Genomic DNA, 25,909 nt, shown 5'->3' on the forward strand with positions numbered 1-25,909 from the left:
CTTCTCTTCAAACTCTGGCCAATTTATTTTAAGTATTTCTTTTATTTTCGACGAATATCTCATGTTTAAATGTTACCATATTATGGTCTCACCGGGTACCCTCAAAAATGTATACTTTCCTAAACAAGAACAAATGGGTATGATGAGCGGAATGATGGGTGGAATGAATCCCATGGAAATGATGCAGAAAATGTCCGGAATGGGAATGAAGATGATGGAACAGATGGGGAAAGATTTTAATCCTATGGAAATGTGCATAAAAATGACTGAATCCGTAAGCAAGGCGGCAGAAATGGGGAGTTACGCGACGCCGGAAGTTCGGGCGTTATTTGAGGATTGGGTAGGAGAGGTAGAAAAAGAAATATTAACATTCGTTGACACCAAGGGTGAAGTTCAGATAAAGGATATTGCCGAAAAGTTAAAAATTAACGAGGGAAGCGTGATTTTCTTTATTAGCCGTTTAGCCCAACAGGGAAAAGTTAAAATCAAGGGCATTGTTATAGGTGATAATAAAGGTGAAGCTAATAATATGGCGAAATAAACCTCGAAGTCCTCATCCCGCGAAGGCGAATTCAAGTCTATTGTTGTTAAGAAACGCCAAAAGAGCGTGACCGGTTTTAGCCTCCGGTTTGGCGGCTGCAATCCAAAAAAGGTTTGGCATTGCTCCGAAACTGATAGAAGGACATAATGGCATTTATGAGGTAGCCATTAACGGTAAAATTATTTACTCAAATCAGGGCAAATGCAAGCAAAAGCCCAGTGAAGAACAAATCTTTCAGGAGATCCTTAAATTAAAGATTTAACTTACGGGAAAACGGACGTCTCGATTTGCTAGCGATAACATTGGTAGAGTCAAGAAAATTGTGTTTTTATCCCAAACCCATCTGACTTAATGCAGGTGGGATTTTATCTTATTAAATAATATCTGTCCAGATGTTGCCCTTGATAATAGACGCGGATAATTTAATGTATTGCGCCACTCTTATTGTAGACAATATTAGAATATTATCATATAATGAAAATATAATTAAGCATAAGATTTAATGTCCCAGTAGAAAACGCATTCATTTTTATACTTTCGGTAGCAGCAGGAATTGTAATAAAAATAAAGGGGGATGATTTTGAACGAAAGGTTATTGTCCATGGAAGCAGAATTTTTAAAGGCTTTAGCACATCCAACCAGAATTCGAATTATCAAACACCTGATGAACAGCGAAAGATGTGTTTGTGAGTTTACCGAGGACTTGGATGTGGAACAATCAAATATGTCACAGCATTTGGCGATTTTAAGAAAACAGGGGATCGTCAGCTCTCGTAAAGATGGCATGAAGGTCATGTACAAAGTGAACCATCCCCAAATTTTTGAAATCCTGCAACTGATAGAAGAGGTTCTAGTATCGCAGGTTAAAGAAACCTTGAGTATATTAAATAAAGAAAAACGGATGGAGGATGAAAATGGATATTAAAGTATTAGGTGCCGGTTGTGCCAACTGCAATAAACTTGAGCAAATGGTAATTGATGTGTTAAGAGAGTTGAATGAAGAGGCAAATGTTTCGCATGTAAAAGATTTGAGGGAAATATTATCATATAATGTGATGCGGACACCGGCCCTGGTTGTTAACAACCAAGTGAAATTATCCGGAGTGGTTCCGAGTAAGGACAAGTTAAGAGACATTATTACCAGTGAGTTAAAGAAACGGGGGTAACCTATGTGGCAGAAATTTGTTGAATACCTGGTTTTTAGTTTGATGGGTTTTTCACCTGAATCACACCTGGGCTCCGCGATTAGCTTCTTTATTTACGACACAGTTAAAATCTTATTTCTGCTGGTCTTGATCATATTCATTATTGCTGTGATCAGGAGCTTTTTTCCGCCTGAGAAAACAAAGGTAGTACTGGGCAACAGGGGGGAGTTCATCGGCAACATTTTTGCGGCGGTGCTTGGTATCCTCACACCCTTCTGAAGCTGTTCCGCGGTGCCGATGTTTATCGGTTTCGTGGAAGCGGGGGTCCCGCTTGGAGTGACTTTTTCTTTTCTGATATCTTCGCCGATGGTGAATGAGGTTGCCTTGGGAATGCTTTGGATGACGTTCGGCTGGGAAATAGCCCTAATCTATATTGTCAGCGGGGTAATCATAGCCATTATTGCCGGGACGATTTTGGGCCGATTGAAACTGGAGCATCTTGTCGAGGAATATGTGTACCAAATAAGTTCCCCGGGATGCGGCTGCGCCGTCGAAGAGCATGAACAAACCTGGAATGAACGTCTTAGTTACGCAAAAGATTATACAGTACAAATATTTAAAAAGGTTTGGCTTTGGGTTATCGTCGGGATTGCTGTCGGGGCCGCGATGCACGGCTACGCCCCAGCCGGTTTCCTGGCTCAATATGCCGGCCCGGGTAACCCTTTAGCAGTGCCGCTCGCAGTTATAATTGGCATTCCTTTATATTCTAACGCTGCCGGGATGATTCCAATTGTAAAGGAACTGGTCAGGACGGGCATGGCGATGGGTACGGCACTGGCTTTCATGATGTCGGTAACGGCACTGTCTTTGCCTGAGGCTATTATTCTAAGACAGGTGTTGAAGCCAAAACTACTCGCAACCTATTTCGGTATAGTCGGTTTGGCGATTATTGGTGTAGGCTATTTGTTCAATATAATTCTGTAATTGATGTATAATAACTGTTATTAATAAGTATTTATAAGGGGACATTCCTTCCCATATTTTATCTAAAGATTAACTTAAGAAGGTGTCCCCTTTTCTTATTTGGCTTGTCCCCTTTCCTTTTACGTTGTGACCGAGGCAAATACATGATTGCCGATCCTGGTCATCACCGGCAGAGTACGTATCCATTGGTCTCTGCTGATGTCCGGATTGTAGAAGAACAACGCTCCACCTGTTGGATCCGCACCCTGAAGCGCTTGTTTGGCAGCTAGAACAGCCTTCTCATTGGGCTCAAGGTTGATGGAACCATCACCTACCGGTGAAAACTGATATACCCGGCTGCTCTTTTGATATATTACCTCCCGGATCGTTTTCGGGAAATACGGGCTCGCCAGCCTGTTCAAAATAACAGCTCCGACGGCAACCTGCCCTTCGAAACTTTCTCCTCTCGCCTCAGCGTGAATTAGCCTGGCCAGAAGCATCAAATCCTCCCTGGAAATATCGCCGCGGGATAATGAACCCTCTCCCTGCGGCTTTTCAGGAATAATCAACACTTGCCCGGGTATGATTAAGCTATCGGACAAATTGTTGACCTTCATCAGTTCACGGACCGAAACCTGGTGGTAACCCGCAATATCATATAGAGTATCACCTTTCCGGACAATACAACTTAAAATGGAATCGGACTGGTCCGTAATTTGAGCACCTGTGTTCTGAAAACACTCGCCGCGCGGCACGGCAATTGTCAATATCGCCAATGACGCCAAGGTTAATAACGTTACTTTTAACAAGTTTACGGCAAGTCCTGGAACATATTTACTCATTTTCTCCTCCTTTCCCGAATCCAAAAAATATTCTGCGCATCTATCAATTTTGTATGCATTTATTTTTATCCGGTTAAATTTATTTACTTCTTTTGAAATTATTGCCATTTTAAATAAAAAAATACCTCTTCTATAAAAACCATGCCCATTCCATCAGAGATACACAGAATGATGCAATATTTAATCCGCCATTTGTTATGTGATGACGGTCACATAAAACATACTTAAATAAAAGTAAAATTTATGCAAAGGCACTTTATCCTAAATGAAATAGCCTAAGTTGGCAGGTGATAACATGAATACGGCAAAAGAACAACTTCCGGAGGAAAAACCCGCATCCAATCTGGGGAACAAAGACGAACACCGTGAATTTGCCACGACATTAGAGCAATACTTAGATAGCGTTGATGAAAGCGTATTTGAGGAAAACGAGAAAAAAACTGAAAAAAATATTGAAACACGTTTACAAAAAGTCTTGCTAGATCGCTCACTAACAGACTACGGCGGTGTCCGCAATTTAGATCAAGCTGTTGAAACCTTCCTGTTATCCTTGTTATCCATGCAAGGAAATCAGGGTCTTAATTCGATAAAAGGAATGCTATATTTGAAAATAGCTTGGCTGTACCGCTATAAAAAAAATGAGGCAAAAGAATCATATTATATTGAAAAGGCCCTTTTATCCCTTATGTCCGCATATAAAAATGAGGTTTTCCAAGAGGCTCAAAAAGAAATAAATATTACGTATTTGATTGCTGTTTTATATTTCAGAACTGGCAAATATCCTGAAGCAGCCAGATGGCTGGAAAGGATTTTACGACGCCAGAATAAGTCAGTTCAACCCGCGGTGGCAAAACAGGCCAGGGAGCTATGGGCTGAAGTGCGGCAAATATTACGTAAAACAAAATAATTTCGCTCTTTTAATAAAGCCTCAAAATCGCCGCTTATTTATACCCACATATCAACTATTCACAAATCACTAAGTAATTCAAAAACCCGTCCTCTGCTAAAGGGCGGGTTTATCAATCTCTTTCTTTTCGCTGTACAGCACGAATATCTATATCCACCAGCAAACGGTAGGGTTTGCACATCTCCAGCAGACGCGAAGTAGTCCTTTCCCCCAGATATTCTTCCAGATCCTCCGGCGTGATATTGGTTGTCACAATAATCGGCAGGCAGTGGTTCAAGCGGTAATTTATGATCGAATAAATTTTGTTCCGCGACCACTCAGTATAGTTGTGGGCGCCCAAGTCATCTAAAATAAGCAGAGGCACCTGGCGGGCGGTTTCAACCAGATCAAACTCCGTGTAGTCGCTGGAATAGCGCGCGATATCGTATGTCGACCTGATCTGATCCAACAGGTCGGGCACTACAACAAAAAGGGCTATCTTCCCTTTTCTTAATAAAGCATTGGCAATGCTGCAAGCCAGAAAAGTTTTACCACTCCCCACTTGACCGGCAAACATTAGTCCATCCGTGTGGGGATCCTGCAAAAATTTTGCGATAAATTTTTTGGCAGCTTGATATGCCAGTTGCGCAAGCTCATAATAAGAAATACCTTTGCTCTTATCCAGACAGTCTCTGGCGTAATACTTGAAGTTAAAGTTGGCTAATGAACAGTTTAATAGTTTTTGGGGTAAACGGGAATTTTTAAAAAGCCTCGCCATGGCTTTTTGCTTGCCGCAACTGCAGGGCACTGCCACTTCTCCCTGAAGGATAATCCCGCGGTCCCCGCACAGATCGCAAGCCTTGCCCAATATTTCCTACCTCTTTTCTTAAATATACCTAGATGTACAGAGTTTTAATAAAAGCTTTCTTCCGGGAGTTATTTTTTTCGACTGTACCCAAGTCACCTTTTCCAGCTTCGCTACCCCGCGCCGTTCGGCTTGAACGGCGGCTCTGAAATTCCCGGTCATATTCCGCTATTGCTTCCAAGGTCCTAAGGTTATTCTTTTCCCAGCCCATCAAGATAGTGTTAATATATCTAAAGTTGTGCTTACCTCTTAAAACGGCTTGCCTCAACGCTTCAACCACCAACCCGGCATCTCTTTCCGCCGCCCACTGCTCAATTTGCTCTATCTCCAACGGAGATAATGCCCGGCCGAACTCGTTTTCGAATATCGGAATCAAGCCGGCCGCGTTTTCATCAAACTTCTTATTGTCAAAATCACGGCCGTTAACTGTAATCCTTAAGAGTTTTTCAGACTCCTCGATTTCCTTCGCCCGAATCCCCGCCCATATATCCGAAACCTTTAAAAAAAGAGGTTCAAAATCATACCCTTCAAAAATTACTTTCCGGTAGCTGTCAAAATACTCGCTGACTGCTATAATTTCTTTTTCCATTAAACTAGCGAGTTCCTTTTTAATCCTGGAAGGTTCGGCTTCCATGCAGTCGGCCAAGGTTTCCGGACTTGGATATAACTCCTTCTCCTCAACATAAAGCCTGATCATCTGAATCAACATGATCATCTGAAAGTCGGAAATACCGATCTTATTATAAATTCTTAACAATATATTGGGGATAGTGGTTGAACCTTCAAGCACCAGTTCTGATCCAAAGGCTGCTGTAATATTGACCTTTTGGTCACATTTGACGATTTTTTCCTTGTGTCGTTCAACCATAAGACCGTAAAACCTCCCCTAGTCTGTCCTCATAATTATTTTATGGTAAGGCTGGATATTTGTCCACCCTCGTTCTACCCCGTAAAACGTCTGTTGATCATTTCATTGCGTTCCGTCACATTCCCCCTAACTTATAGTCAGCAAGTTGTTTGCACGCTTTCGAAACTGTCAACAAGTTTCTTTTAAAACGAGTAGTTTTGAGATGCCTTGGGAACTATAAGAAAAAACAACATCTGCATATTCATCCAAAGGGGGTCCCGGCATGTCTTTAAAAGTTGGCATCAATGGTTTCGGACGCATCGGCCGCAATGTTTTCCGGGCTGCGATGAAAAGAACAGATATCGACATCGTAGCCGTCAATGACCTGACAAACGCTTGCACCTTGGCGCACCTTCTTCAGTATGACTCGGTGCATGGTTATCTTGACGCCGATATATACGCGAACGAAGAAAGGGAATTCAGGGTTAACGGTAAAGAGATCAAAGTCTTCGCCATTCCTGAACCGGGCGCTATTCCCTGGAGCGATTACGGAGTAGACATAGTGGTTGAATCCAGCGGCCGGTTTACCGACCGCGAGAGCGCCTCGAAACACTTAAACGGCGCCAAAAAAGTTATTATCAGCGCCCCGGCCAAAAGTGAAGATATTACCATCGTCATGGGAGTAAATGAAAACAAATATGATCCGGTCAGGCACCAAATCATTTCCAACGCTTCTTGCACCACAAATTGTCTCGCGCCTATTGTCAAAACTATTCATGACGTGTACGGCATTTTACACGGCCAAATGACTACCATCCATTCTTACACAAATGATCAACAGATATTAGACTTGCCGCATAAGGATCTTCGCCGGGCAAGAGCCGCGGCGATGTCTATAATCCCCACGACTACCGGAGCAGCCAAAGCTGTAGCGCTGGTCATACCGGAGCTGAAAGGCAAGCTGAACGGCCTTTCCATGCGCGTACCTACTCCCAACGTTTCCACAGTGGTATTTTCGGCTGAAATTTCCCGGCCATCCACTGCGGAAGAAATTAATGAAACGCTCAAAACCGCGGCGGCAGGTCAGTTAAAAGGCATTCTCGCTTACAGCGAACTCCCTCTCGTTTCACATGATTACAATGGAAATCCACACTCAGCCGTCATCGACGCTCTGTCTACAATGGTCATTGACGGCGGTATGATTAGTGTAGTGGCTTGGTATGATAACGAATGGGGCTATTCCAACCGGGTTCTTGACCTTGTTTCTTACATAGAAAAAAGGGGCATATAAAGCAATAAGGCTTCCAGCATGGAAGCCTTAATCATCTTGCTTATATTTGCTAGATGAAGAAACAGCAGCAACCGAAAATCAAAAAGATAAAGATCAGGAATACTATGAAACCGATGCCGCCCAAACCTTCAGCTTTAGCTTCCATACTTTTACCTCCCTATCATTTTATATTAATATACGTAATCCCCGATCAATCGGTGCTTGTTTCATTGACACCAAAGACAAATTCGCTTCTGGTGACCTTTGGGCATACAAGAAAAAAAGGAGCTTCGCGCCCCTTTACCAGATCAAGTAAATTTTATTAATATGTGTATATATATTAATCAATTACAGGCCGGGGGTACAAACCGGAACTCTTCACAATATCAGGCACAACTTCCGGCCAGGAGATGGCTATTATGTGAAACCCGGATACTCCTTTAACCTCTTCCTTGATATACTTAATTTGTTCAAGACAGATATTTTTGCCCTCTTCCTGCTGGTTTTCCGCGTTTTTCAGGCGCCGGACGATATCATCCGGTACAATCATGCCCGGCACACTGGTTTGCAGAAATCTGGCCGCCCGCCAACTTTTCAGGGGCGTAACCCCGGCCAGGATATAAGCTCTTTCGTGCAACCCGCGTGCCACACACATCTCCATAAACCGGGTGAAACGTTCTAAATCGTAAATGGTCTGCGTCTGAATGAATTCCGCTCCGGCGTTGATCTTTTTCTCCAGCCGGTCAACCCGGTATTCAAAAGGATCGGCAAACGGGTTGGCCACCGCGCCCACGAAGAACCTTGGCTCCTGGCCATTGAACGCTTCCCCGGAAAAAAACAATTTTTCATCCTTCATCCGCCTGACCAGTCTAATTAATTGGATCGAGTCCACATCGTAGACATTCTTAGCCGTGGGATGGTTGCCGAACATCTGGTGGTCGCCGGAAAGGCACAACAAGTTGCGTATACCAAGGCTGTATGCCCCCAGCAGATCACTCTGAATGGCAATCCGGTTACGGTCCCGGCAGGTCATTTGCACAACCGGCTCAATACCCTCTCGGAGTATATGGACTCCGGCGCCTATGCTTGACATCCGCACCACCGCCGTCTGGCAGTCTGTGATATTGGCCGCGTCCACATAGTCTCCCAGCAACCGGGTCTGCTGGACAATCATTTCTGCGGAAGCATGTTTCGGCGGGCTAATCTCGGCAGTTACCGCAAGCCGGCCGCTTTTGAGAATCTGTTTTAATTTGCTTTTTCCGGATTCGATCCGCTCATCACATCCTCAATGACCATTTTGCGCGGCCCGCCGTCCCGGGACCGGGACCAGTCTTTTGGCGGCACAATTTCCTTGAGCGTGTCCAGTCGCCCGAGAATTTTTAACCTGTCGTGGATTAGCTGCCAGGCGCAATCGACATCTCTGTTAATCTCACATTTGCCGTTCTGAGAACCGCCGCAGGGACCGTTCAGAATGCTTTTGGCGCACCGGATAACCGGGCATATGCCGCCAGTCAGGTTTAAAACACAGTCGCCGCACAATCCGCAATACTCTTCCCAGAAACCGTGCCTTTTGGCGCCGCCGGCAAACCTTGTGTTCATAGCGGAAACCACATATTTATCTTTATAGCGCCCGGCCAGGTATTGGGGACCGATCCCACAGGCCAGCGATATTATAGCGTCCACATCCCTGACAGCACTGTCCAGAGCGTCGATATACTCCGGCTCGCACTGGCGGGTGGCCACGCAGGTGACAGTTTCCAGGGGTTTGCCTTCCTGGCGGCGCTTAATCCTCAGCGCGCTTGCCAGAATCTCTGTTTCCTTTTCTCCCCCGGTCAGACAAACAGTGACACACCCGCCGCAACCAACAAGCAATACCTTATTACAACTTTCGATGTAACCCGCGATCTCGGCAACTGGTTTTTGTTCAGCTATAATCATGTTTGCTAAACCAATGCCCGGTCAACCAGTTGATTAAGAAACATGCGCCTTGCGTTTACCTTGCGCTCTTCAACTGTTTTCCCCAGTTGCTCATTGCAGTTCAGGCCTGCAGTTGCCAATTCCATCACATCCGTCCTCATTTTTAAATAAAATCACGTTCAGGACGCGACTTTGTCCTTAGTATAATATTCAAAGAGTTCAATGTCAATTCTCTTGCCGGCACAGTAACAAGTGCCGCCATTACCGGTGGTATATTTACCACTTTTTCTGTACATAATAGAAATACTCCTCTTTGGTCAAGCTTTGGTGAGTTCTATCTCTCCCCGTCCAGCATGCAGCTGGACATTTTTTTGCTCTTGACGCTGAGTGCTAGTTTGATTATAATAGTTATCATGCAAAACCTCGGGATGTAGCGCAGTTTGGCTAGCGCGCTTGCCTTGGGAGCAAGAGGCCGGGGGTTCAAATCCCTCCATCCCGACCAGAGCTGAAATCGGAGGGTAGAAGTCAGATGTCTGATTAATATGGAATTCAGCAAAGCCGAATCCGATCGTACTATCTGGCGTCCGACCTCCGACGACCGACATCTGTTATGGAGGGGTTCCCGAGTGGCTAAAGGGAGCAGACTGTAAATCTGCCGTCGACGACTTCGCTGGTTCGAATCCAGCCCCCTCCACCAAAATAATGGATAAGAAAGATATAGATTAACGCGGGCCATTAGCTCAATTGGTAGAGCAGGCGACTCTTAATCGTCAGGTTTGGGGTTCGAGTCCCTAATGGCCCACCAAAAACAAGCTTATAATTAATTTTGTTACTAACACTTTTTAGACAAGGAAGAGCTAAATTCCTTGTCTAATTTTTTGGACTTGGAGGTAAATATTGTAACAAGCTGCACATACTCTGGTTTTAAAGGACAAAACATAATTACCACCCCCCAGGATATTAACTATATTTTATCACCAATACCTACGGGGCTTCGATCTTTTTCGCAGGCTTTTTCAATAAAAAAGCCAGAGGGATCGCAATGAATATAAACAACGCCGCCACAATAAAGGTGTCGTCTATGGCCCGGACCAGGGATTCCTCGGCCACAAGCCCTTCCAAAACCGCCATTGCCGCGCCGCCGGCATCCGCTACCCCGGCATACGTAAGATATCCTTTCAACTGGCTCAAAAGAGAAACAGTGTTAGAATTGATAGACATCCCATCAGCCAAACCAGCGTAATGAAAAACTTGCCTGTTTTGCATTACTGCGGTAAGAATAGCTATGCCAAAAGAACCTGCTACCTGGCGTGTGACGTTGCTTAGGGCAGAAGCCCTGCCCACCTGGTTGACCGGAACAGTATTCATACCAGCGGTAGTAATCGGCATCATCGCCAGGCCCATACCCAAGGATCTCACGGCTGCCAGGAGCATTATGCTATAATTGCTTGTATTCAAACTCAGGTTATGGAATTCCAAAGTCCCCCAGGCTGTCAGTGTCAAACCGGCAACAGCCAGGACTTTTGGGCCAAAACGGTCGAAAAGAAAGCCGCTTATGGGCATCATCAGCGCTGTCACAATGGCGGCGGGCATTAATATCAGGCCGGTTTCATAAGGAGTCAAAAACAACAGGTCCTGGGTAAAAAGAGGTATTAAAAAAACTCCTCCATACAGGCCAATCGTAATCAGGCTCCCGGCAAAAACGCTGATTGAGAAAACACCATTTTTAAACAGTCTCAGGTCCAGCATCGGCTGGTCATGGTTGAGTTCCACAATTACAAACAAAAGCAACGCGTAAAAGGAAAAAGTAAGTAAAGCTACTATATAATAAGAACTCCAACCTTCTTTTGTTCCTTCGCTCAGTGCCAGCAGCAGGGTAAAGCAGCCTAAGGTGGAAGTAATAAAACCCAATAAATCAAATTTCAAGTTTTGGCGCAGCAGGCCTTCCGGAAGCAATATATAAGCTAAAAAGAGGCCCGTGACGCCAATGGGAATATTCATTGTAAAAAGAAACCGCCAGTTTAGATGGTCTACAATGTAGCCGCCCAGAGTCGGTCCGATAGCCGGGCCGCATACCGCCGCCATACCCCAAACCCCAAGCGCCAGGCCTATTTTCTCCCTGGGGACGATCCTGTAAACAATAGCCATGCTAACCGGCATAATAGCTCCGCCACCGATACCCTGTATCACCCTAGCCGCCACCATGGAACTATTGTTCCAGGCAAGGCTGCATAGCACCGAGCCTAGTATAAAAATAGCTGTACAGATAAGATAAACCCGCTTGGTGCCCAGACGGTCCCCGAGGTAGCCGGTAACCGGGATCACTACCCCGGATGTCAGCATATACGCGGTCAAAATCCACTCGGCATCTTCCGCCGAAACTCCGAAGATAGACATCATTTTGGGCAGCGCCACATTAATAGAGCTGTTGTTGAGTATCGCCGCGAAGGCGCCAAGAACCACCACTAACAGCGGCAGCCAGAAGGAATCATTTTGAGAGGCTTCCCGCTGTTCCAAAATAGCCACATCCTTTTAGCAGTAATTAGTTATTGATCTTGTATGCTTGATGTTAGTGTCCGAGTAAATCCGTTCGTAAAATAGTGATCCACCGTTCAGCTTGTTTTAATTTATCTTCCATCATTGATTCCAATGCGGGTATACGGGCAACACCGGCATCCTTAATCGTATAAACCCGCTTGCCGCGGGTAACCGGGTTATCCCACTCCCCGCATATATATCCCCGTTCTTCCATTGTTCGCAGCAGGGGGTACAAAGCGTTTGTGTTAGGCGTATAAATATCTTTCGTGCGCCGTTTTATTTCCGTAGCCAGCTTATTTCCGTGCGCTGGCCCCTGCTGAAGTATTTTAAGTATATATAACCCGATAATTAGCCTCATTAGGGTTTCTTGGTCATCCGTTTTTTCTCGCATAATTACACCTTTTTATTATTAATAATATTATTATTTATATCAAATAAATTTTACCTAAGTCAATATCGCTTAAAAAAAATTAGTATATTACGGTAGTAGGTAAGTCAGCCCTGAGTATTTATCTGGAAACAATAACCGAACCCCCAAAGCCCGAATTATAAAGGATTTGTCAGAATTACGGCGAAATGATGAAACTATATTGCAAGCTAATAAGCATGAATTAAATTTGCAACATTCAAGGGTATGGAAGCTTAGGAGGAAAGTAAACATTGGCACAGAAAAGCAAAAAGAAGAAACACTTTTGGCGCTTTGTGCCGCTATCTTTTAGCGCTGCGGTATTCATAGCGATTGTCGCCGGTGGTTATGTGGTCTATACAAGTGTTAGAGATATGCCCGTTTTCAGCCAGGCAGCCATGCAATCCGGCACAGAAACATTGATCTATGATAAAGACGGAAATTTGATCACTCAATTAGGAACAAAATATAGCGTCCCGGTCAGTCTTAACAAAATACCCGAACAGGTAAAAGACGCATTTCTGTCAATAGAAGATCCTCATTATTACGAACACCACGGGTTTAGTCTGCGCGGGATAGCAAGAGCCGCCTGGAATGACTTAGACACCGGCTCACTTGTGGAAGGCGGCAGCACCATCACCCAACAACTGGTTAAGATGTCTTTTCTAAGCCCGGAGAAAACCATAAAAAGAAAGATCCAGGAAGTTATTCACACCACATATTCTTGATTTTGTGGCCAAAGCGGCAAGAGTAGCGTTGGAAGCCGCCTGGTTTCAAAAATGGCTTGTCCACCGCCGGCTCCGGCCGGAAGAGTTCGGAGGACGGGTCCAGAACCTTTTGACGGGCGCCGCCTGCTACCCGGTTAACCCGGAACTGCTCAATTCACAAGCAGTTGCCGAAGTTTTCGACAAATATGGCAGTTACCTGCTGCCGCAGGCCTATCCGGAAGGCTGCCCCGCGCATCCCGCCTACCCAGCCGGCCACGCTTGCTTTACCGGAGCCGGGGTTACTATGCTGAAGGCGTTCTTCAAGGAATCTTTTATCATCCCCAATCCGGTCATGGCCAGTCCTGACGGTCTCTCGCCGCTTCCTTACAAAGGTCAAATGTTTAGAGGTGAATTATGCAGGAATCAAATAATCATCGGTGGTGGGTGATGGCCGCGCTGGCAGTCGGCACATTCATGGCGCCGCTGGACGGCAGCGTGGTAAACATAGTCCTGCCGCAGATAGCCGGCTACTTTCAGTCGGACCTGGCTTCAGTGGAATGGGTGATCATGTCCTACCTGCTAGTCATCTCCAGCCTGCTGCTGATTTACGGCAGGCTGGGGGATATGTACGGGCATAAAACAGTTTATGTAACCGGCTTTATTATTTTCACACTTGCCTCCGTACTCTGCGCGACGGCCCAAAACTTGGCTGTTCTAATCGCCTTCCGGGTAGTCCAAGCCCTAGGCGCGGGGATGATGATGGCCATCGGCCCGGCCATTATCGCTGCTACTTTCCCACCCGGCGAGAGGGGTAGGGCGCTAGGCTTGATCGGCTCAACTGTAGCGGCTGCCCTGGCTTTTGGACCTACCATCGGGGGGGTATTAAGTGACTACTTCGGGTGGCGGTCGGTTTTTTACATCAACTTGCCCATTGGTATAGTAGCCATAACGGCCTCATCCATCGTGCTCCGGAGAAGCGTTGCGACCAAACGGCAGAACTTTGACTTTGCCGGAGCCGGGTCGGCCTTTTTAGGGTTGTCTTTCCTTCTTTTTGCATTAAGCTATGGGCAGTCCTGGGGCTGGCGGTCCGCCGGCGTCTGGGCATTGTTAATAGCGGCGCTGATTCTATTGGCTACTTTCATTTTTGTGGAAAAAAGAGTGCCGGAACCGATGATGGACCTTACACTGTTTAAAAGCCGTCTTTTCACTATGGCCAACTTGACCTCGCTCTTAAACTTCATGGCACAGTTTTCGGTTGTTTTTCTGATGCCTTTTTATCTATTGTTTTACCGTGATAACCCCGTACTCCTTTGACGGCCAGGGGAGCGCTGGCGAATACCATTATCAGCCAAGGCGATACAATCATGAATAAGACTAAACTCCAGGCATAAGAGAAAACAAACATTCCCGAGAGAAATTTTACCGCCTTGTCTTTACCCAAAATGATGGCCAAAGTGCGGCGTCCATTTTTTTTGTCCCCGTCAAGATCCCGTATATTATTTGACATTAAAATAGCGCCGATTAACACCGCGGTCGGCACCGAAATCAAGAGAATTTTGAGATCAACCGTACCGGCTTGAATAAAAAAGGATAACAAAATAATAACAGGACCCATAAATACACCGGCGACTAGTTCGCCGTAAGGCGTGTAAGCGATAGGCCAAGGTCCTCCGGAGTAGAGGTAACCCGTTAACATACAGGCGGCTCCAACTATTGCAACCAGCCAACTGCTATTGAAGCTAATAAATAAACCTAAAAAAACCGTAATTATCAAAAGGATAATAGCTGAGTAAAACACCGTCTTTGCTCCGATGCCATCCCTGACGATCGCTCCGCCGATGCCTACCGAATCCATAGTGTCCAGCCCGCGTTTAAAATCATAATACTCGTTGAAAATATTGGTGGCTCCCTGAATAAACAAACATGCGGCCAGCATTGCCAGAAAGATAGGATAATTTATTCGGCCGGATTTTGCTAACGCCAGTGAGGTACCGATCAAAACCGGAATAAAGGAAGCCGTAAGTGTATGCGGCCGCATAAGCCGCCACCAGACTTTCGAGCTATCCCCGCTCTTTCCGGGGGGTCTTAACAATTGCTTGCCCTTCTGGAAAGTCGTTTTCACCAACTCACCACCAGTTCATATTCTCTTATACCGTTAGATTGCTTCATTTTTACACAAGTTCATTTAATTTAATAACTTCAATCTGGCCGTCCAGCAATTCATCGAATTTTTGAGCGACAGCCTTAAAATGAGGGGTTTCAAAATGAATTCTAAAGGCTTCCTGGTCCGCATATTTTTCAAAAAGCACCATTTCAGCGGGTTTATCTATAGATACATGGGGTATGAACATTAAACATTCCTTTTCTTTATCCCTAACTTCCTTGGCCTGCTTAATGAGCTCTTCAGCCAGTAAAGCTTCCTTTCCCGGTTTGGCTTTTAATTTTGCCACTAATGTAATCACTTAAGAATCTTCCTTTACAAATATATAATAGCCTGACACATAATAATATGAAATTCGAAACAAACTATGGATTCCCGCAAACAACAATGCGTGAGTCGACGGCCAACATACCTTGTGGATAGGCAAATACAGGGTTTAAATCAATCTCTTTAATCCGGGGCTCTTTCTCCACAAGCCTGGAAACCTTAAGGATGATGCCGGTTAACGCGTTGATGTCGACCGGCGGGCGGCCGCGGTAGCCTTTTAAAACAGCGCTGCCTTTAATCGAATTAATCATATCTGTCGCATCCTTTTTCAGTAACGGAACCTGGCGGTAGGTGATATCATTAAACAACTCCACCAGGGTACCCCCCAAACCAAAAGCGACCACCTGACCAAACTGTGGATCAGTAGTCATGCCGACCAGTAATTCCACACCCGGTGAAGCCATCGGCTGAACCGTCACCTGAGATTCCGGATCAATCATACGGACTTTTTCCATAATACCGCGGTAAGCCAAGCGCACTGCTTCCTCATCTGCCAGCCCCAGGCGGACGCCGCCGGCATCAGTTTTATGTGTAACAGTCCGCGAGCGCACTTTGAGCGCCACCGGGAATCCGGTTTCTTTCGCAACCTGCACGGCTTCGTCCTCATCCGACGCCACCCGGCAGGAGTTTACAGGAATACCCGCCGCCTTAAGCAGCGCTCCCGCTTCGTCCTCAAACAGCAGATTCCGCCCTGACGCGACGGCGTGGTCAACAATCTCATTAATCGTCACGGTCATTACCACCTTTTCGCCGCATGCCGTAATGCACCAGCGCCGCCGCCGCCACAGCGGTTTTTTCCGGCGCGGTGTAAAGAGGCACACCGGCATTTTGCATGAAATCCTGATCCGCCCGGCAACCCTGCCAGTTCCCCACGAAATTAACAATTAACGGTTTTTTATATTTCTTATGGGCATTGATCAGTTCAATTGCAGGAAGCTCCCAGGTTTTATGCAGGCAGTACACCGCGAGAAGCAAGTCAACGTTGTCGTCTGCCAGCATCGCCTCGGCCAGGCCGCCATAAGTCGGGCGGCTAAAGCCCAGGCCGGCCGCATCCAGCGGGTTTTTCAAGACAACCGGCGGGTTGTCGGAACCGATAATCTGCTTCACCCGGCTGACGGTTTCTTCATGTAAAGGTGGAATGACACACCCGGCCGGCGCCAGGTGGTCAATCATGACGACGCTCGGCCCGGCGGTGTGCGTAAGAATTCCCACCCGGTTACCTCCCGGCAGCGGCTGGAGCGCCAGAGCCTTACAGGCGGCGACCAACTCGGAAGCGCTGTTTACCGTAAAAACCCCGTGCTGATGTAAAATGTCCCGGTATAGTTGAAAGGACCCGGCCGAACTGCCCGTATGGGTTTGTGTGTAGTAGTCGGCTTCCGCCAGTCGCCCGGCTTTGTAAACCACCACCGGTTTTTTCCGGGCCACCCTGCCGGCGGTGCGAACGAACCGCCCGGCGTCGGCGGCGCCTTCAATAAACACCCCAATGACGGCAGTCGAATCATCGTTTTCCAGGTAATCGAGACAATCGGCGAAACCCAGGTTGGAACAGTTTCCCACTCCGATAAACTTGTTTATGCCTATCCCCTCGTCAATAGCCATGTGAATAGTAGTCAGCCCGATGCCCCCGCTCTGTGAAATTATTGATACTTTTCCAGCGGGTATCTTGAGCGGGTAAAAGGTGCTGTAGAAATTACCGTCGTTGTTAATCATTCCGAGAGTATTCGGGCCAATCATCGGCAGCCTGTATTTTTCAGCTGCCGCAATCAGGCATTTCTCGAGATCGTGCCCAACATCACCCGTCTCCCTGTAACCGCCGGCATTACATATAACTCCTTTCACGCCGGCGCGGCCACAGCTCTCCACAGCTTTTACCGTAGCGTACTGATTTAAGCAGATCACCGCCAAATCAACCGGCTCCGGCACATCCTCCAGACTTTTATAAACCTTGCATCCGAGCACCTGTTCATGACGTGGGTGGATCGGGTAAACCTTCCCGGTAAATCCACCATGCAAAATGCTTTCGAGAACATTGTAACCGACCCGGTCAGGGGTGTTGGTAACACCAAACACAGCCACCCGCTTTGGATAGAAAACAGGACGCAGGTCTACCGGCCCCGTGCCAGCCATGATACTCACCTCCCCGTAATAAAGAAAGTAATGTAATAAGTTACATATCCTAACTTAACTTAAATGTAATATTATTATATTATAATTAGTAAGCGTTTAACAGAAACACGCTCCGGAGGTGTCTTGTGTCTGGCAAAACAGCAAATTTAGAGGAAAAATCCAGCATAATAGTAAATCAAGAGGAAAAATCCGTTAATATCATCACCAAAACCATACGGTTATACTTTGCTAAAATGCGCTGCAATGAACGCTGTTATCATTTACATGCCGCTCATGTAAATTGGAAAGAGCTTGCCCTTTCATCTCTGGGTTGCATCTTAAGCACGGGTTTCATTACATTATTAAGCACTCATCATGGTGTGCCGCTGATGATTCCGTCTTTCGGGGCTTCTGTCATCGTGTTGTATACAGCTTGTCATTTTCCCATGGCCCAACCGCGCAACGTTGTTGGCGGGCATGTGATATCCGCGTTTTCCGGTGTTTCTGTATATCAGTTATTTGGCAACGACTGGTGGGCAATCACACTGGCAGTAGTTTTAGCTATGACCTTGATGACCCTGACCGGCACCCTCCACCCGCCTGGCGGCGCGACAGCCTTTGTCGCGGTTTATGGCGGGCAAAATTTCAGTTTTATCCTGGCGCCTGTGCTTATCGGATCGAGCATACTTATTTTAATTGCATTATTAATTAATAATATATCACCGGCAAGAAAATATCCTCAATATTGGTTATGAATATTGTTTCATCAAAATAAAGCCCCCGGACCTGACAGACATTTTTGTCTGCCCGTGTCCGGGGTAAACATTGTTTCAGGTCAAATGTTCAGCAATTATTGGATAACGCCAATCGCTCTCCAATAAGGCAGTGATACTAATATGGCAATAAAAACCGACACAGTATAGATTAAGCCGAATAAAGTAATATGACTCGGAGCCCACCCTTTGTTCCCGGTCATACCTTCAGCCATTAAAATCCACGGCTGTTGATAACCTAACAGGAAGAAGTTGATGGCGGCCAGATAAGCCATGGATGCCACCAATGGGTGAATGTGAAAATCATTAAATACCGGGATTAGCACAACAGCTGTAAGCGCGGCAGTCGTAAAGCCCCATGGAACGTCGATAAAGCGGATGACGAATAGACCAAGAGTAAAAATAATCATAAAAGCCAGGGGACTATGCGCTAAATTAAGGATGGTCGGCCTAATGAGAGGTTCAAACCAACCCGCTATTTGCGCAAACCGGAAGAGAGCCGAAAGTCCGACAGTCACGCCGAAGAACATGACCACATCCCAGTTGATGCCCGTGTTGATCTCCGGTCCTTTAATGATTCCGGTCGCGATTAGGATAAACAGAGCGCCCAAGGCTGTTGCCGGTGTCGGAATACCATGTATTCTCTCGGTGGCGAACAATACCAGTGAACCAAGAAGAACGACCAATGTAATTATTTCATCGCGCGTCATACTACCCAGTTTTTTATATTCTTCCTTGAAAGTATCAACCGGAATACCTATTGGCTGCTTGGGCTTCGCAATTAAAAACGCCAGCACAGCATATAAGATCGTCACGACAAACCAAGGCAAAGCCAGGATTTGGAACCACGCGTCAAACGTAGCCAGGGGCTTCAGCTCCGGAGGCAAGAAACCCTGCATGATCGGCCCTGACAGGGAGCCGGTGAGCCAGCCGGTACCGGGAAAGACGCACATACCCCAGGCCAGCAGGGTGACAAAAGCAGCTCCTTTTGAACGGTATTCCAGTTTACAAGCTTCAACAATACCCATGGCAATTGGTATGACAATCGCTATCCGCACAGTAATGGAAGGGGTCAGGGCCGAGAGAGCCACACCAATTATTAACCAGCTTAAAGCCATCGACGCCCAGCTAGGTGTAAAGCTCTTTAATACCATATAGGCGACTCTTTTGCCAAGACCGGTTTTTTGCAGGACAAAACCAAAATACAAGGCCGGGATCAAGGTCCAAACCGCGGAACTGACGAATCCATTGGCAATTGTACTGTACAAATCCGCTGATGTATACGCCTTCTGAGTCGCGGGGTTAATCAAATAGTTCTGGAAGGCGAATAAGATCGCCAGGCCGCCGCAAAGTATAACCGATCCGCCTGCCAAAAACGGCAAGTTGCCAGGCCGGAATACCCACATACCCAAAGCGATGATTACCGTGGCCAACATTAAATGGCCCATGGGTTGCAAACCGGCAAAGGGTTTAAATAATGCAATAATTAAACCAATTATAACAAACACGAGAACACCGAGCACTTTTCTGTCTTTCAACACTTTTCTCCTCCCTTCAATAAAAAAGCTGCTTTTGCAAGTTCCAGATTGTGAATAAAAACGCTTTCAATAAAATAAATACAGTGTCTTGTATCCGCAGCGCAGTTAAACCATTGTTATCACTCCCCTTAAAATGAATTTATCCTTCTGGCAACCTAAACTGATCAGCCAGGATATAAAAAAACACCTATTGATAACTCCCACCTCGAACACGTATTTATTACAATAAACATACTTATCCGGTGTACAATACTTTTATAAAGCAACATGATACTCATGTTGCTTTATAATGTTTCATTGTAATTTATGCAATATTCATACCATTCGCTGATTTATGCCATAAATTTGTTAACATCCCTTAAATTAGCTGCATATTTTCATTTTCTTAGAAGTATTTTAAGCTACGACCGTGATAAAGACTGGATTACTTAAGATAGAACAGATGCCGTTGCATAATACTAAAATATTCTACCCGCAGCGGTTTATTAGAAGATTGTCCAATAATCTCACACAACGTATGATTATTGGACAGACACCTAACTTTGAAGCGTGTGGTGAAAACATAATTACTGCCCACATCGTTTGTTTTATTAAAGTGTTCAATAATCTCACACAGCGTACGATTATTAGACAGAAACCCAACTCTTAAATGTGTAAATAAATATTCTCAAATATAAAAGCACTCCTATCTCTCCGATTATTCAATCCAAGAAAATCAGGGGTGCTTTCACAGTTGCCGGTCAAAATACCCACGGTTGGTTAACCCACTCTTATACTGTTGACACCTAAATGAATCTTGTTTAAGAATTTAACCCAAAGAGCACCCAAACCAAGTGCCAAAGGTATTCTTACTCCGATTAATCCGGCGCTCCCCCCCGGATTAATCACAGCCTCAATAGGGCTTTCGGTCATCGTCTGCATGTTGATTTGGCACCACCTGTTTGCTGACTATCCCACTGCCGAACTTGTTCCAAGTGCCGCAGCCAGGATTTTAACCAGAGTCGTGATCTGGCTTGTCCTCGGTTTTGGTTTGGGTACTCTTTGGATTAAAATATTTAATTATATTTATATCAGACATTCGTAATTAATTTATGCAATATTCATACCATTTGCCGGTGCATCCCATAATTTTGGATGATCCACCTTAAAGAAACATGCTAAAATATCTATAGATTCAAATGCCTCGCTCCACTTACATTGTGGAACGAGGCATTTTGTGCTCACTTCAACTTACCAAAGTAAATTTTGACAGCCCTTTGGGAAGTATTATTGTTTAGGGGACTAGCGAATAACACCTATAGCCCGCCAGTAAGGCATGCTAATCAATATGGCGACGACAACCGATATAATATAGGCCACGCCGGCTATCGTGACATAGCTCGGAGCCCAACCTTTACCTTGCATCATTCCTTCGCCCATCAAGATAAACGGCTGCTGGTAATTTAGCAGGAAGAAGTTGATGCCGGCTACATAGGCCATGGTCGATACCAGCGGGTGAATGCCAAATTGATTAAACACCGGTATAAGCATGGTGGCAGTAAGCGCAATTGTAGAAAATCCCCAGGGGACGTCTACAAAACGAATCAGCATTATACCAAAGGTCGCGACTAGTAAGAAAGCCAAAGGATTAACCGCCAGTTTGAGCAGACTTGGCTCAAGCAGAGGCCCAATCCAGGCCGATACCTTGGCTGTGGTAAAGATTGTTGAAAGACTGACTGTCGCGCCGAAGAAAATAATCACATCCCAGCTCACACCGGTGCTTATCTCAGGCGCAGTGATGATCTTAAACATAACTAAAGCAAACAACGCTACCAAAGCCGTTGCCGCTGTGGGTATGTGGTGGATTCGCTCAGTGGAGAACATTACCAGTGAACCAACGAGTACGATAGTCGTGATGATCTCATCGCGCGTAATGCTGCCCAAGGCGGCGTATTGTTCCTTAAAAGTATTCCGGGGAATGCCGATTGCTTCTTTGGGTTTCATCAACAGAAGGATCAGGACAACAAAAACTATCGTAATTACAAACCATGGCAAAGCCAGGATCTGGAACCAGGCGTCAAAAGTGGCGAGCGGCTTTAATTCCGGAGGCAAGAAACCCTGCATGATCGGGCCGGACAGGGAGCCGGTCAGCCAGCCGGTACCCGGGAAAAGACACATGGCCCAGGCTATCAGTGTAATAAAGGACGAGCCTTTTGAACGGTGCTCCAGTTTACAGGCTTCTACAACGCCAATGGCGATCGGCATGACAATAGCAATCCGCACTGTGATTGAAGGCGTCAAGGCGGATAGGGCAACACCGATGATTAACCAGCTTATGGCCATTGACAGCCAGCTGGGTTCAAAACTTTTCAACACCAGGTACGCAATCCTTTTTCCCAAACCTGTTTTTTGCAGGACAAAACCAAAATAGAGGGCGGGGATTAGGGTCCAAACCGCTGAACTGACAAATCCGGAAGCAGCGACATTATATGGCAGGCCAAAGATCAGGGCTCCGGCAATCAGTACCGAACAACCCGCCGCAAATGGCAAGCCGCCCGGCCTGAAAATCCACATACCCAAAGCGACAGCCACCGTTGCTAAAATATAGTGACCTTGCGGCGCCAAACCGGCAAATGGTTTGACTATTCCAATAATTAAGGCTATTAAAACAAATGCCAAAACACCTAATACTTTTGAATCTTTAAACAATTTAACTCCTCCCTTCGCCATTAAAAATAATTTTTGCCGTATATTCCCGCACAACAACCACAGAACTCTTCAAAGTAAAAATAAATTATTCCCGTTCCACCTACGCTGTCGACTTGAATATTGTCATCAAGTCAAATTTTTCACCTCCTCAAATTATCATTTTGCTTGCCTCATTTTTCTGTCTGCCTATTATGTAGAAAAACCCGGAGTTACATATCCAAATAAAAAATAAGTATGGTGTTGAAACCCTGGGATAAAAACATATTAAACCTGAAAACCAAGCTCAAAAATTTACCCCCAGGGTTTTCAACTACAACATTTAATTTCACTACAATATTTTATTAAGTCAAAAATAAATTTATATCTAATTTTTTACTTTCCTATTTGGCTATTGTATTTCCCTGACTGACCGATACCGGCTCTTTGCGTACCAGCGGCCACTTGTCAAAGAAAGTGTTGAAGAAGAGCAATGTCATCAAAATGGCGAACTGACCGGCTATCATACCCATGACCGGGTAGTCAAGGCCCAGAAAGTGACCATTACCGCCGAAAGGAATCTTGGCTAAGAATTTAATCCAGAGAGTGCCTAAGCCAACACCCAGTACTAACCAGATCACGACTCTGGCTAAAACCCTGGCTGCCGCACTGGGTACCATCGCGGCGGTGGGGTAGGTCATCAAACAGGTGGTGCCAAATCAATATGCAGACGACGACCGAAAGACCTATCGAAGCGACAATCGCATCCGGGGGGAGCGCCGGGTTAATCGGGGCAAGGACACCTCTTAGCCCCTTCGCTAAAATTAATCCGCCCACTATAGCGATAACAAGTCCGGCTATGCCCATCCAGGGCTGCTTCTTGGCGAAAATTTTCATCGGATAACCTTCGCCGCCCTCAGCCGGAACCAGGAATAAGACAATGAACCATTCGCAGAAAGCAACCCAAGTTGTCCAGCCACCCATAGGCTTATCTACAATTACCTCGTGTCCAAGGGACAAATTCGTCCAGAAGCTCGGCATAATCGTGGCCATCCAAACTAAAACAACCGCCAGGGTGCTGAAGAAAAACACGCCCCAACCTTCGGTCGGCTGCTTGGAGGTGCCGGCGAAAGGCCATTTCTGGAACAAAGAAACGAAGGGGATCTGGGCCATGATTACAGGTAAGGCGAAGAAGTTGGCCACTTCCCAGCCTTCATAAGCTAACTGCACTTCCTCAGCTGTCTTGGGCATAAACATCAAACCTAGGTTAAATGGTTTCCACCAGATGCCGAGAAAACCGATGATCACAAAGAACGCGATCAAGCCGACGGCCCAGGCCACCAGGGTGTACCAGATACCGGCTTGCGGCTGTTTCGTGGTGAATATGTTCTTGCCGTAGTTGCCCATCACTAGTGTCTGCCAGATCCAGGGGTTGATTACCATCCAGAAAAAGCTGCCTTCTATCATGGCTTGAAGTAACTGACTCTGCAGTTTCGGATCTGCCTCCGCCAGTCCTTGGGCGGCTAAAGAGGCGAAAATAGCTTTAAAAAACATTGACCATATCGGCCAGAAAATACAAGATAAAACAAAGCACAGAATTAGTGCCGCCAGCCCGGTGGCCAATTGGCCTTTAAAGACCCGTTTGACAACGAATTCAGACATTAACTAACCCTCCCTTAACTTTACCGTCAATAAAACATAATTTTTATTGGTTTGACAATTCCAATAATTAAGCAGATTAAAACAAATGCCAAAAATCCTAGAGCTTAGAATCTTCAAATAATTTCGATGCTGGTTTCACAAAAAAATACGTTATGAATCAATAATAATTCCTTAGAACAATCATGTGCTTAAACTCACAAATATTTTTACAAGTTAAAAGCACCTTGTCCTACCGCTATCGTCATGTCACTGTCTTCACCTCCTCATATATAAAACACAGCTTTAAACACTTTAATATAAAAAATTTAAAATACTTGTCCCATAACTCCACATTATCAGCGGTTAAATAAATGTGTTGGAAACCCCGGAACTCATTACCACCAATGGCAATTTGTTTCCAGGGTTTCCAACCTCAGCAATTCAATTATTAAATAATTAATTTATTATTTTTTAGCTTCGGCAATTTGTCTCAGTTTATAGCGCTGAATCTTGCCGGTGGCTGTCTTCGGCAGTTCATCAATCTGCTCAATCCACCGCGGGAACTTGTACGGAGCAATTGTTTTCTTAACAAAAAGCTTTACATCAGTCATGAGCTCTTCATTCACTGTAACGCCTTCTTTGAAAACAACATACGCTTTCGGCTTGATCAGCCCGTCGTCGTCCGGCGCGCCGACGACACCGCATTCCAGCACTGCCGGGTGCAGCATCAAGGTAGCTTCCACTTCCACAGGCGAGACCCAGATGCCGCCGGCTTTGATCATGTCGTCGCCCCGGCCGGCGTAAACGAAGTACCCTTCAGTACTGACGCATAATTCTCAGAGCCGTTAAATTAAAGCGTTGTATCCTTTTAAAGAGAATATTTTTTCGCAAAACCCTACTGGACAAAATATATTCGTTATGAGATAATAGTGTGGGTTACCAGAAGAAAGGGGCCAACACTATGAAACATGATGAAAATGGGGCCATATTAATATGCGGGCGTATGTTTACAACTGAAGAACTTCGAGATGTCATTGAAACGGTGCGTCTATTTCCGAAATTGAGTCGCCACGAATTGGCGAAGACGATATGTGAAGGCTTGTCTTGGAACGCTCCGAATGGTCGCTATAAAATAGATGCCTGCAAACAATTGCTGGATAGGCTGGAAATGCAAAAAGAGATTGTGCTTCCGGAAAAGAAAAAAACACAACCCCATTCACGCGAACAGGTAGTTCCCGGACAGAGAACCGAACCCGAACCAAAGATAGGTGGAACAGTATTCGAATATGAGCCAATTGAATTGGAGAGTGTACGTAGCAAAGAAGGAATTCGCCTTTGGAACGAGTATGTGGAGCGTTACCATAAATTAGGATACAAGCGTCCATTCGGCGCTCATCAGAGGTATTTTATATGGTCCGGTTTTCCGGAAAAGAAGCGGTTGGGTTGCATGTTGTTTTCAGCTGCAGCTTGGGCTTTGGCCGAACGAGACATTTGGATCGGCTGGAGCAAGGAAGAGCGCAGCCAACGCTTGCACCTGGTAGTAAACAACACGCGGTTTCTGATCTTCCCTTGGGTAAAGATAAAGAATTTGGCAAGTAAAGCGCTGTCGCTAGCTGCAAAACAAGTGCGTAGTGATTTTCAGGAACGGTATGGCTACGAGCCGGTTCTGCTGGAGACATTTGTAGATATAGAGCATTACAAAGGAACCTGTTATAGAGCTGCTAATTGGATATCAGTCGGTCTGACAGCAGGCAGGGGTAGAATGGACCGTT

Annotated in this window: 27 protein-coding genes, 3 tRNA genes and 1 pseudogene; 14 read left to right on the top strand and 17 right to left on the bottom strand. The window is 45.7% G+C overall.

The annotated features are described in order from the left end of the window. From L7E55_RS15280 to L7E55_RS15295, 4 genes are all read left to right on the top strand, one after another. A partial coding sequence (locus tag L7E55_RS15280; protein WP_277445194.1) for a helix-turn-helix domain-containing protein occupies positions 1-541 on the top strand: 541 nt, incomplete at its 5' end. A 574-nt stretch (positions 542-1,115) separates the two neighbouring features. Further along, a complete protein-coding gene (locus L7E55_RS15285; RefSeq protein WP_338091238.1) occupies positions 1,116-1,466 on the top strand; it encodes an ArsR/SmtB family transcription factor in 351 nt (116 codons plus the stop codon). Beyond that, a complete protein-coding gene (locus L7E55_RS15290; RefSeq protein WP_277445196.1) occupies positions 1,456-1,707 on the top strand; it encodes a thioredoxin family protein in 252 nt (83 codons plus the stop codon). Before L7E55_RS15285 ends, L7E55_RS15290 begins: the two co-directional genes overlap by 11 nt. A gap of 3 nt (positions 1,708-1,710) precedes the next feature. Continuing rightward, positions 1,711-2,670: a permease gene (locus L7E55_RS15295; protein WP_277445197.1), complete on the top strand. Its 960-nt coding sequence runs from the start codon at positions 1,711-1,713 to the stop codon at positions 2,668-2,670. Between the two features lie 119 nt (positions 2,671-2,789). Here L7E55_RS15295 and L7E55_RS15300 read toward each other — a convergent pair whose 3' ends face one another. Further along, on the bottom strand, positions 2,790-3,491 hold the full coding sequence (locus tag L7E55_RS15300) for a cell wall hydrolase (protein ID WP_277445198.1): 702 nt from the start codon (positions 3,489-3,491) through the stop codon (positions 2,790-2,792). Between the two features lie 295 nt (positions 3,492-3,786). On the opposite strand from L7E55_RS15300, the gene L7E55_RS15305 reads away from it, so the two are divergent. Then, positions 3,787-4,398, top strand: a complete 612-nt coding sequence (locus tag L7E55_RS15305; RefSeq protein ID WP_277445199.1) for a DUF2225 domain-containing protein — start codon at positions 3,787-3,789, stop codon at positions 4,396-4,398. A gap of 112 nt (positions 4,399-4,510) precedes the next feature. On the opposite strand, the gene L7E55_RS15310 is transcribed toward L7E55_RS15305, so the two are convergent. Next, the gene (locus tag L7E55_RS15310; RefSeq protein WP_277445200.1) at positions 4,511-5,245 is read right to left on the bottom strand and encodes an ATP-binding protein; all 735 of its coding nucleotides are present in this window, start codon (positions 5,243-5,245) and stop codon (positions 4,511-4,513) included. A gap of 28 nt (positions 5,246-5,273) precedes the next feature. Beyond that, the gene (locus L7E55_RS15315) at positions 5,274-6,110 is read right to left on the bottom strand and encodes a DnaD domain-containing protein (protein WP_277445202.1); all 837 of its coding nucleotides are present in this window, start codon (positions 6,108-6,110) and stop codon (positions 5,274-5,276) included. A 262-nt stretch (positions 6,111-6,372) separates the two neighbouring features. Between L7E55_RS15315 and gap the strand changes: the two genes are divergently transcribed. Beyond that, positions 6,373-7,380 carry a type I glyceraldehyde-3-phosphate dehydrogenase gene (gene gap, locus L7E55_RS15320; protein ID WP_277445204.1) on the top strand — a complete coding sequence of 336 codons (1,008 nt, stop codon included), beginning with the start codon at positions 6,373-6,375 and terminating at the stop codon, positions 7,378-7,380. Positions 7,381-7,699: 319 nt separating this feature from the next. Here the strand turns inward: gap and L7E55_RS15325 are convergent, their stop codons facing one another. Continuing rightward, positions 7,700-8,629, bottom strand: a complete 930-nt coding sequence (locus L7E55_RS15325) for a methylenetetrahydrofolate reductase (protein WP_277445226.1) — start codon at positions 8,627-8,629, stop codon at positions 7,700-7,702. Then, positions 8,605-9,297 (bottom strand): methylenetetrahydrofolate reductase C-terminal domain-containing protein, encoded by a 693-nt coding sequence (locus L7E55_RS15330; protein WP_277445206.1) that lies wholly within the window; start codon positions 9,295-9,297, stop codon positions 8,605-8,607. The genes L7E55_RS15325 and L7E55_RS15330 overlap by 25 nt, the downstream gene beginning before the upstream one ends. 403 nt (positions 9,298-9,700) lie before the next feature. Here L7E55_RS15330 and L7E55_RS15335 point away from each other — a divergent pair. The 3 genes from L7E55_RS15335 (at position 9,701) to L7E55_RS15345 (ending at position 10,081) form a co-directional block, all read left to right on the top strand. Further along, a tRNA-Pro gene (locus L7E55_RS15335) sits at positions 9,701-9,778 on the top strand. A gap of 110 nt (positions 9,779-9,888) precedes the next feature. Then, positions 9,889-9,973, top strand: a tRNA-Tyr gene (locus tag L7E55_RS15340). A 32-nt stretch (positions 9,974-10,005) separates the two neighbouring features. After that, positions 10,006-10,081: transfer RNA gene (locus tag L7E55_RS15345), tRNA-Lys, on the top strand. Between the two features lie 179 nt (positions 10,082-10,260). Here L7E55_RS15345 and L7E55_RS15350 read toward each other — a convergent pair. Both L7E55_RS15350 and L7E55_RS15355 read right to left on the bottom strand, forming a co-directional pair. Next, a complete protein-coding gene (locus L7E55_RS15350; RefSeq protein WP_277445208.1) occupies positions 10,261-11,793 on the bottom strand; it encodes a DHA2 family efflux MFS transporter permease subunit in 1,533 nt (510 codons plus the stop codon). 52 nt (positions 11,794-11,845) lie between these two features. After that, positions 11,846-12,205, bottom strand: coding sequence for a PadR family transcriptional regulator (locus L7E55_RS15355; RefSeq protein WP_277445209.1), 360 nt, complete (start codon positions 12,203-12,205; stop codon positions 11,846-11,848). 413 nt (positions 12,206-12,618) lie between these two features. On the opposite strand from L7E55_RS15355, the gene L7E55_RS15360 reads away from it, so the two are divergent. From L7E55_RS15360 to L7E55_RS15370, 3 genes and pseudogenes are all read left to right on the top strand, one after another. After that, positions 12,619-12,948: a transglycosylase domain-containing protein gene (locus L7E55_RS15360; RefSeq protein ID WP_338091239.1), complete on the top strand. Its 330-nt coding sequence runs from the start codon at positions 12,619-12,621 to the stop codon at positions 12,946-12,948. Further along, positions 12,932-13,315: pseudogene (locus tag L7E55_RS15365) on the top strand (phosphatase PAP2 family protein); the annotation flags it as partial. The gene L7E55_RS15360 and the pseudogene L7E55_RS15365, both read left to right, overlap by 17 nt. A gap of 26 nt (positions 13,316-13,341) precedes the next feature. Further along, on the top strand, positions 13,342-14,241 hold the full coding sequence (locus L7E55_RS15370; RefSeq protein ID WP_277445213.1) for a DHA2 family efflux MFS transporter permease subunit: 900 nt from the start codon (positions 13,342-13,344) through the stop codon (positions 14,239-14,241). Here L7E55_RS15370 and L7E55_RS15375 read toward each other — a convergent pair. The 4 genes from L7E55_RS15375 to L7E55_RS15390 form a co-directional block, all read right to left on the bottom strand. Then, complete coding sequence (locus tag L7E55_RS15375) at positions 14,165-15,049, bottom strand: 1,4-dihydroxy-2-naphthoate polyprenyltransferase (protein ID WP_277445214.1); 885 nt, start codon at positions 15,047-15,049, stop codon at positions 14,165-14,167. The two genes, L7E55_RS15370 and L7E55_RS15375, sit on opposite strands and share 77 nt — an antisense overlap. 49 nt (positions 15,050-15,098) lie before the next feature. Beyond that, positions 15,099-15,389, bottom strand: a complete 291-nt coding sequence (locus L7E55_RS15380) for a putative quinol monooxygenase (RefSeq protein WP_277445215.1) — start codon at positions 15,387-15,389, stop codon at positions 15,099-15,101. 64 nt (positions 15,390-15,453) lie between these two features. After that, positions 15,454-16,146, bottom strand: a complete 693-nt coding sequence (locus L7E55_RS15385; protein WP_277445216.1) for an acetate--CoA ligase family protein — start codon at positions 16,144-16,146, stop codon at positions 15,454-15,456. Then, entirely contained in the window at positions 16,136-17,542 is a 1,407-nt protein-coding gene (locus L7E55_RS15390; RefSeq protein ID WP_277445217.1) for an acetate--CoA ligase family protein, read from the bottom strand. The genes L7E55_RS15385 and L7E55_RS15390 overlap by 11 nt, the downstream gene beginning before the upstream one ends. A gap of 125 nt (positions 17,543-17,667) precedes the next feature. Here L7E55_RS15390 and L7E55_RS15395 point away from each other — a divergent pair, with 125 nt between their 5' ends. Then, positions 17,668-18,276: an HPP family protein gene (locus L7E55_RS15395; RefSeq protein ID WP_277445218.1), complete on the top strand. Its 609-nt coding sequence runs from the start codon at positions 17,668-17,670 to the stop codon at positions 18,274-18,276. A gap of 95 nt (positions 18,277-18,371) precedes the next feature. On the opposite strand, the gene L7E55_RS15400 is transcribed toward L7E55_RS15395, so the two are convergent. From L7E55_RS15400 to L7E55_RS15425, 6 genes are all read right to left on the bottom strand, one after another. Beyond that, a complete protein-coding gene (locus tag L7E55_RS15400; protein WP_277445219.1) occupies positions 18,372-19,835 on the bottom strand; it encodes an SLC13 family permease in 1,464 nt (487 codons plus the stop codon). A 756-nt stretch (positions 19,836-20,591) separates the two neighbouring features. Further along, positions 20,592-20,753, bottom strand: coding sequence for a hypothetical protein (locus tag L7E55_RS15405; protein WP_277445220.1), 162 nt, complete (start codon positions 20,751-20,753; stop codon positions 20,592-20,594). Positions 20,754-21,113: 360 nt separating this feature from the next. Next, positions 21,114-22,520, bottom strand: coding sequence for an SLC13 family permease (locus L7E55_RS15410; RefSeq protein WP_277445221.1), 1,407 nt, complete (start codon positions 22,518-22,520; stop codon positions 21,114-21,116). 380 nt (positions 22,521-22,900) lie between these two features. Further along, positions 22,901-23,137, bottom strand: coding sequence for a hypothetical protein (locus L7E55_RS15415; protein WP_277445222.1), 237 nt, complete (start codon positions 23,135-23,137; stop codon positions 22,901-22,903). Then, the gene (locus tag L7E55_RS15420) at positions 23,091-24,158 is read right to left on the bottom strand and encodes a hypothetical protein (protein WP_277445223.1); all 1,068 of its coding nucleotides are present in this window, start codon (positions 24,156-24,158) and stop codon (positions 23,091-23,093) included. The genes L7E55_RS15415 and L7E55_RS15420 overlap by 47 nt, the downstream gene beginning before the upstream one ends. Before the next feature lie 443 nt (positions 24,159-24,601). Next, positions 24,602-24,919 carry an AMP-binding enzyme gene (locus L7E55_RS15425; protein WP_277445224.1) on the bottom strand — a complete coding sequence of 106 codons (318 nt, stop codon included), beginning with the start codon at positions 24,917-24,919 and terminating at the stop codon, positions 24,602-24,604. Positions 24,920-25,098: 179 nt separating this feature from the next. Here L7E55_RS15425 and L7E55_RS15430 point away from each other — a divergent pair. Further along, positions 25,099-25,909 (top strand): Druantia anti-phage system protein DruA (locus tag L7E55_RS15430; RefSeq protein WP_277445225.1); only part of this gene is annotated, 811 nt, incomplete at its 3' end.

The sequence above is a fragment of the Pelotomaculum isophthalicicum JI genome (assembly GCF_029478095.1).
GTDB lineage: Bacteria > Bacillota > Desulfotomaculia > Desulfotomaculales > Pelotomaculaceae > Pelotomaculum_D > Pelotomaculum_D isophthalicicum.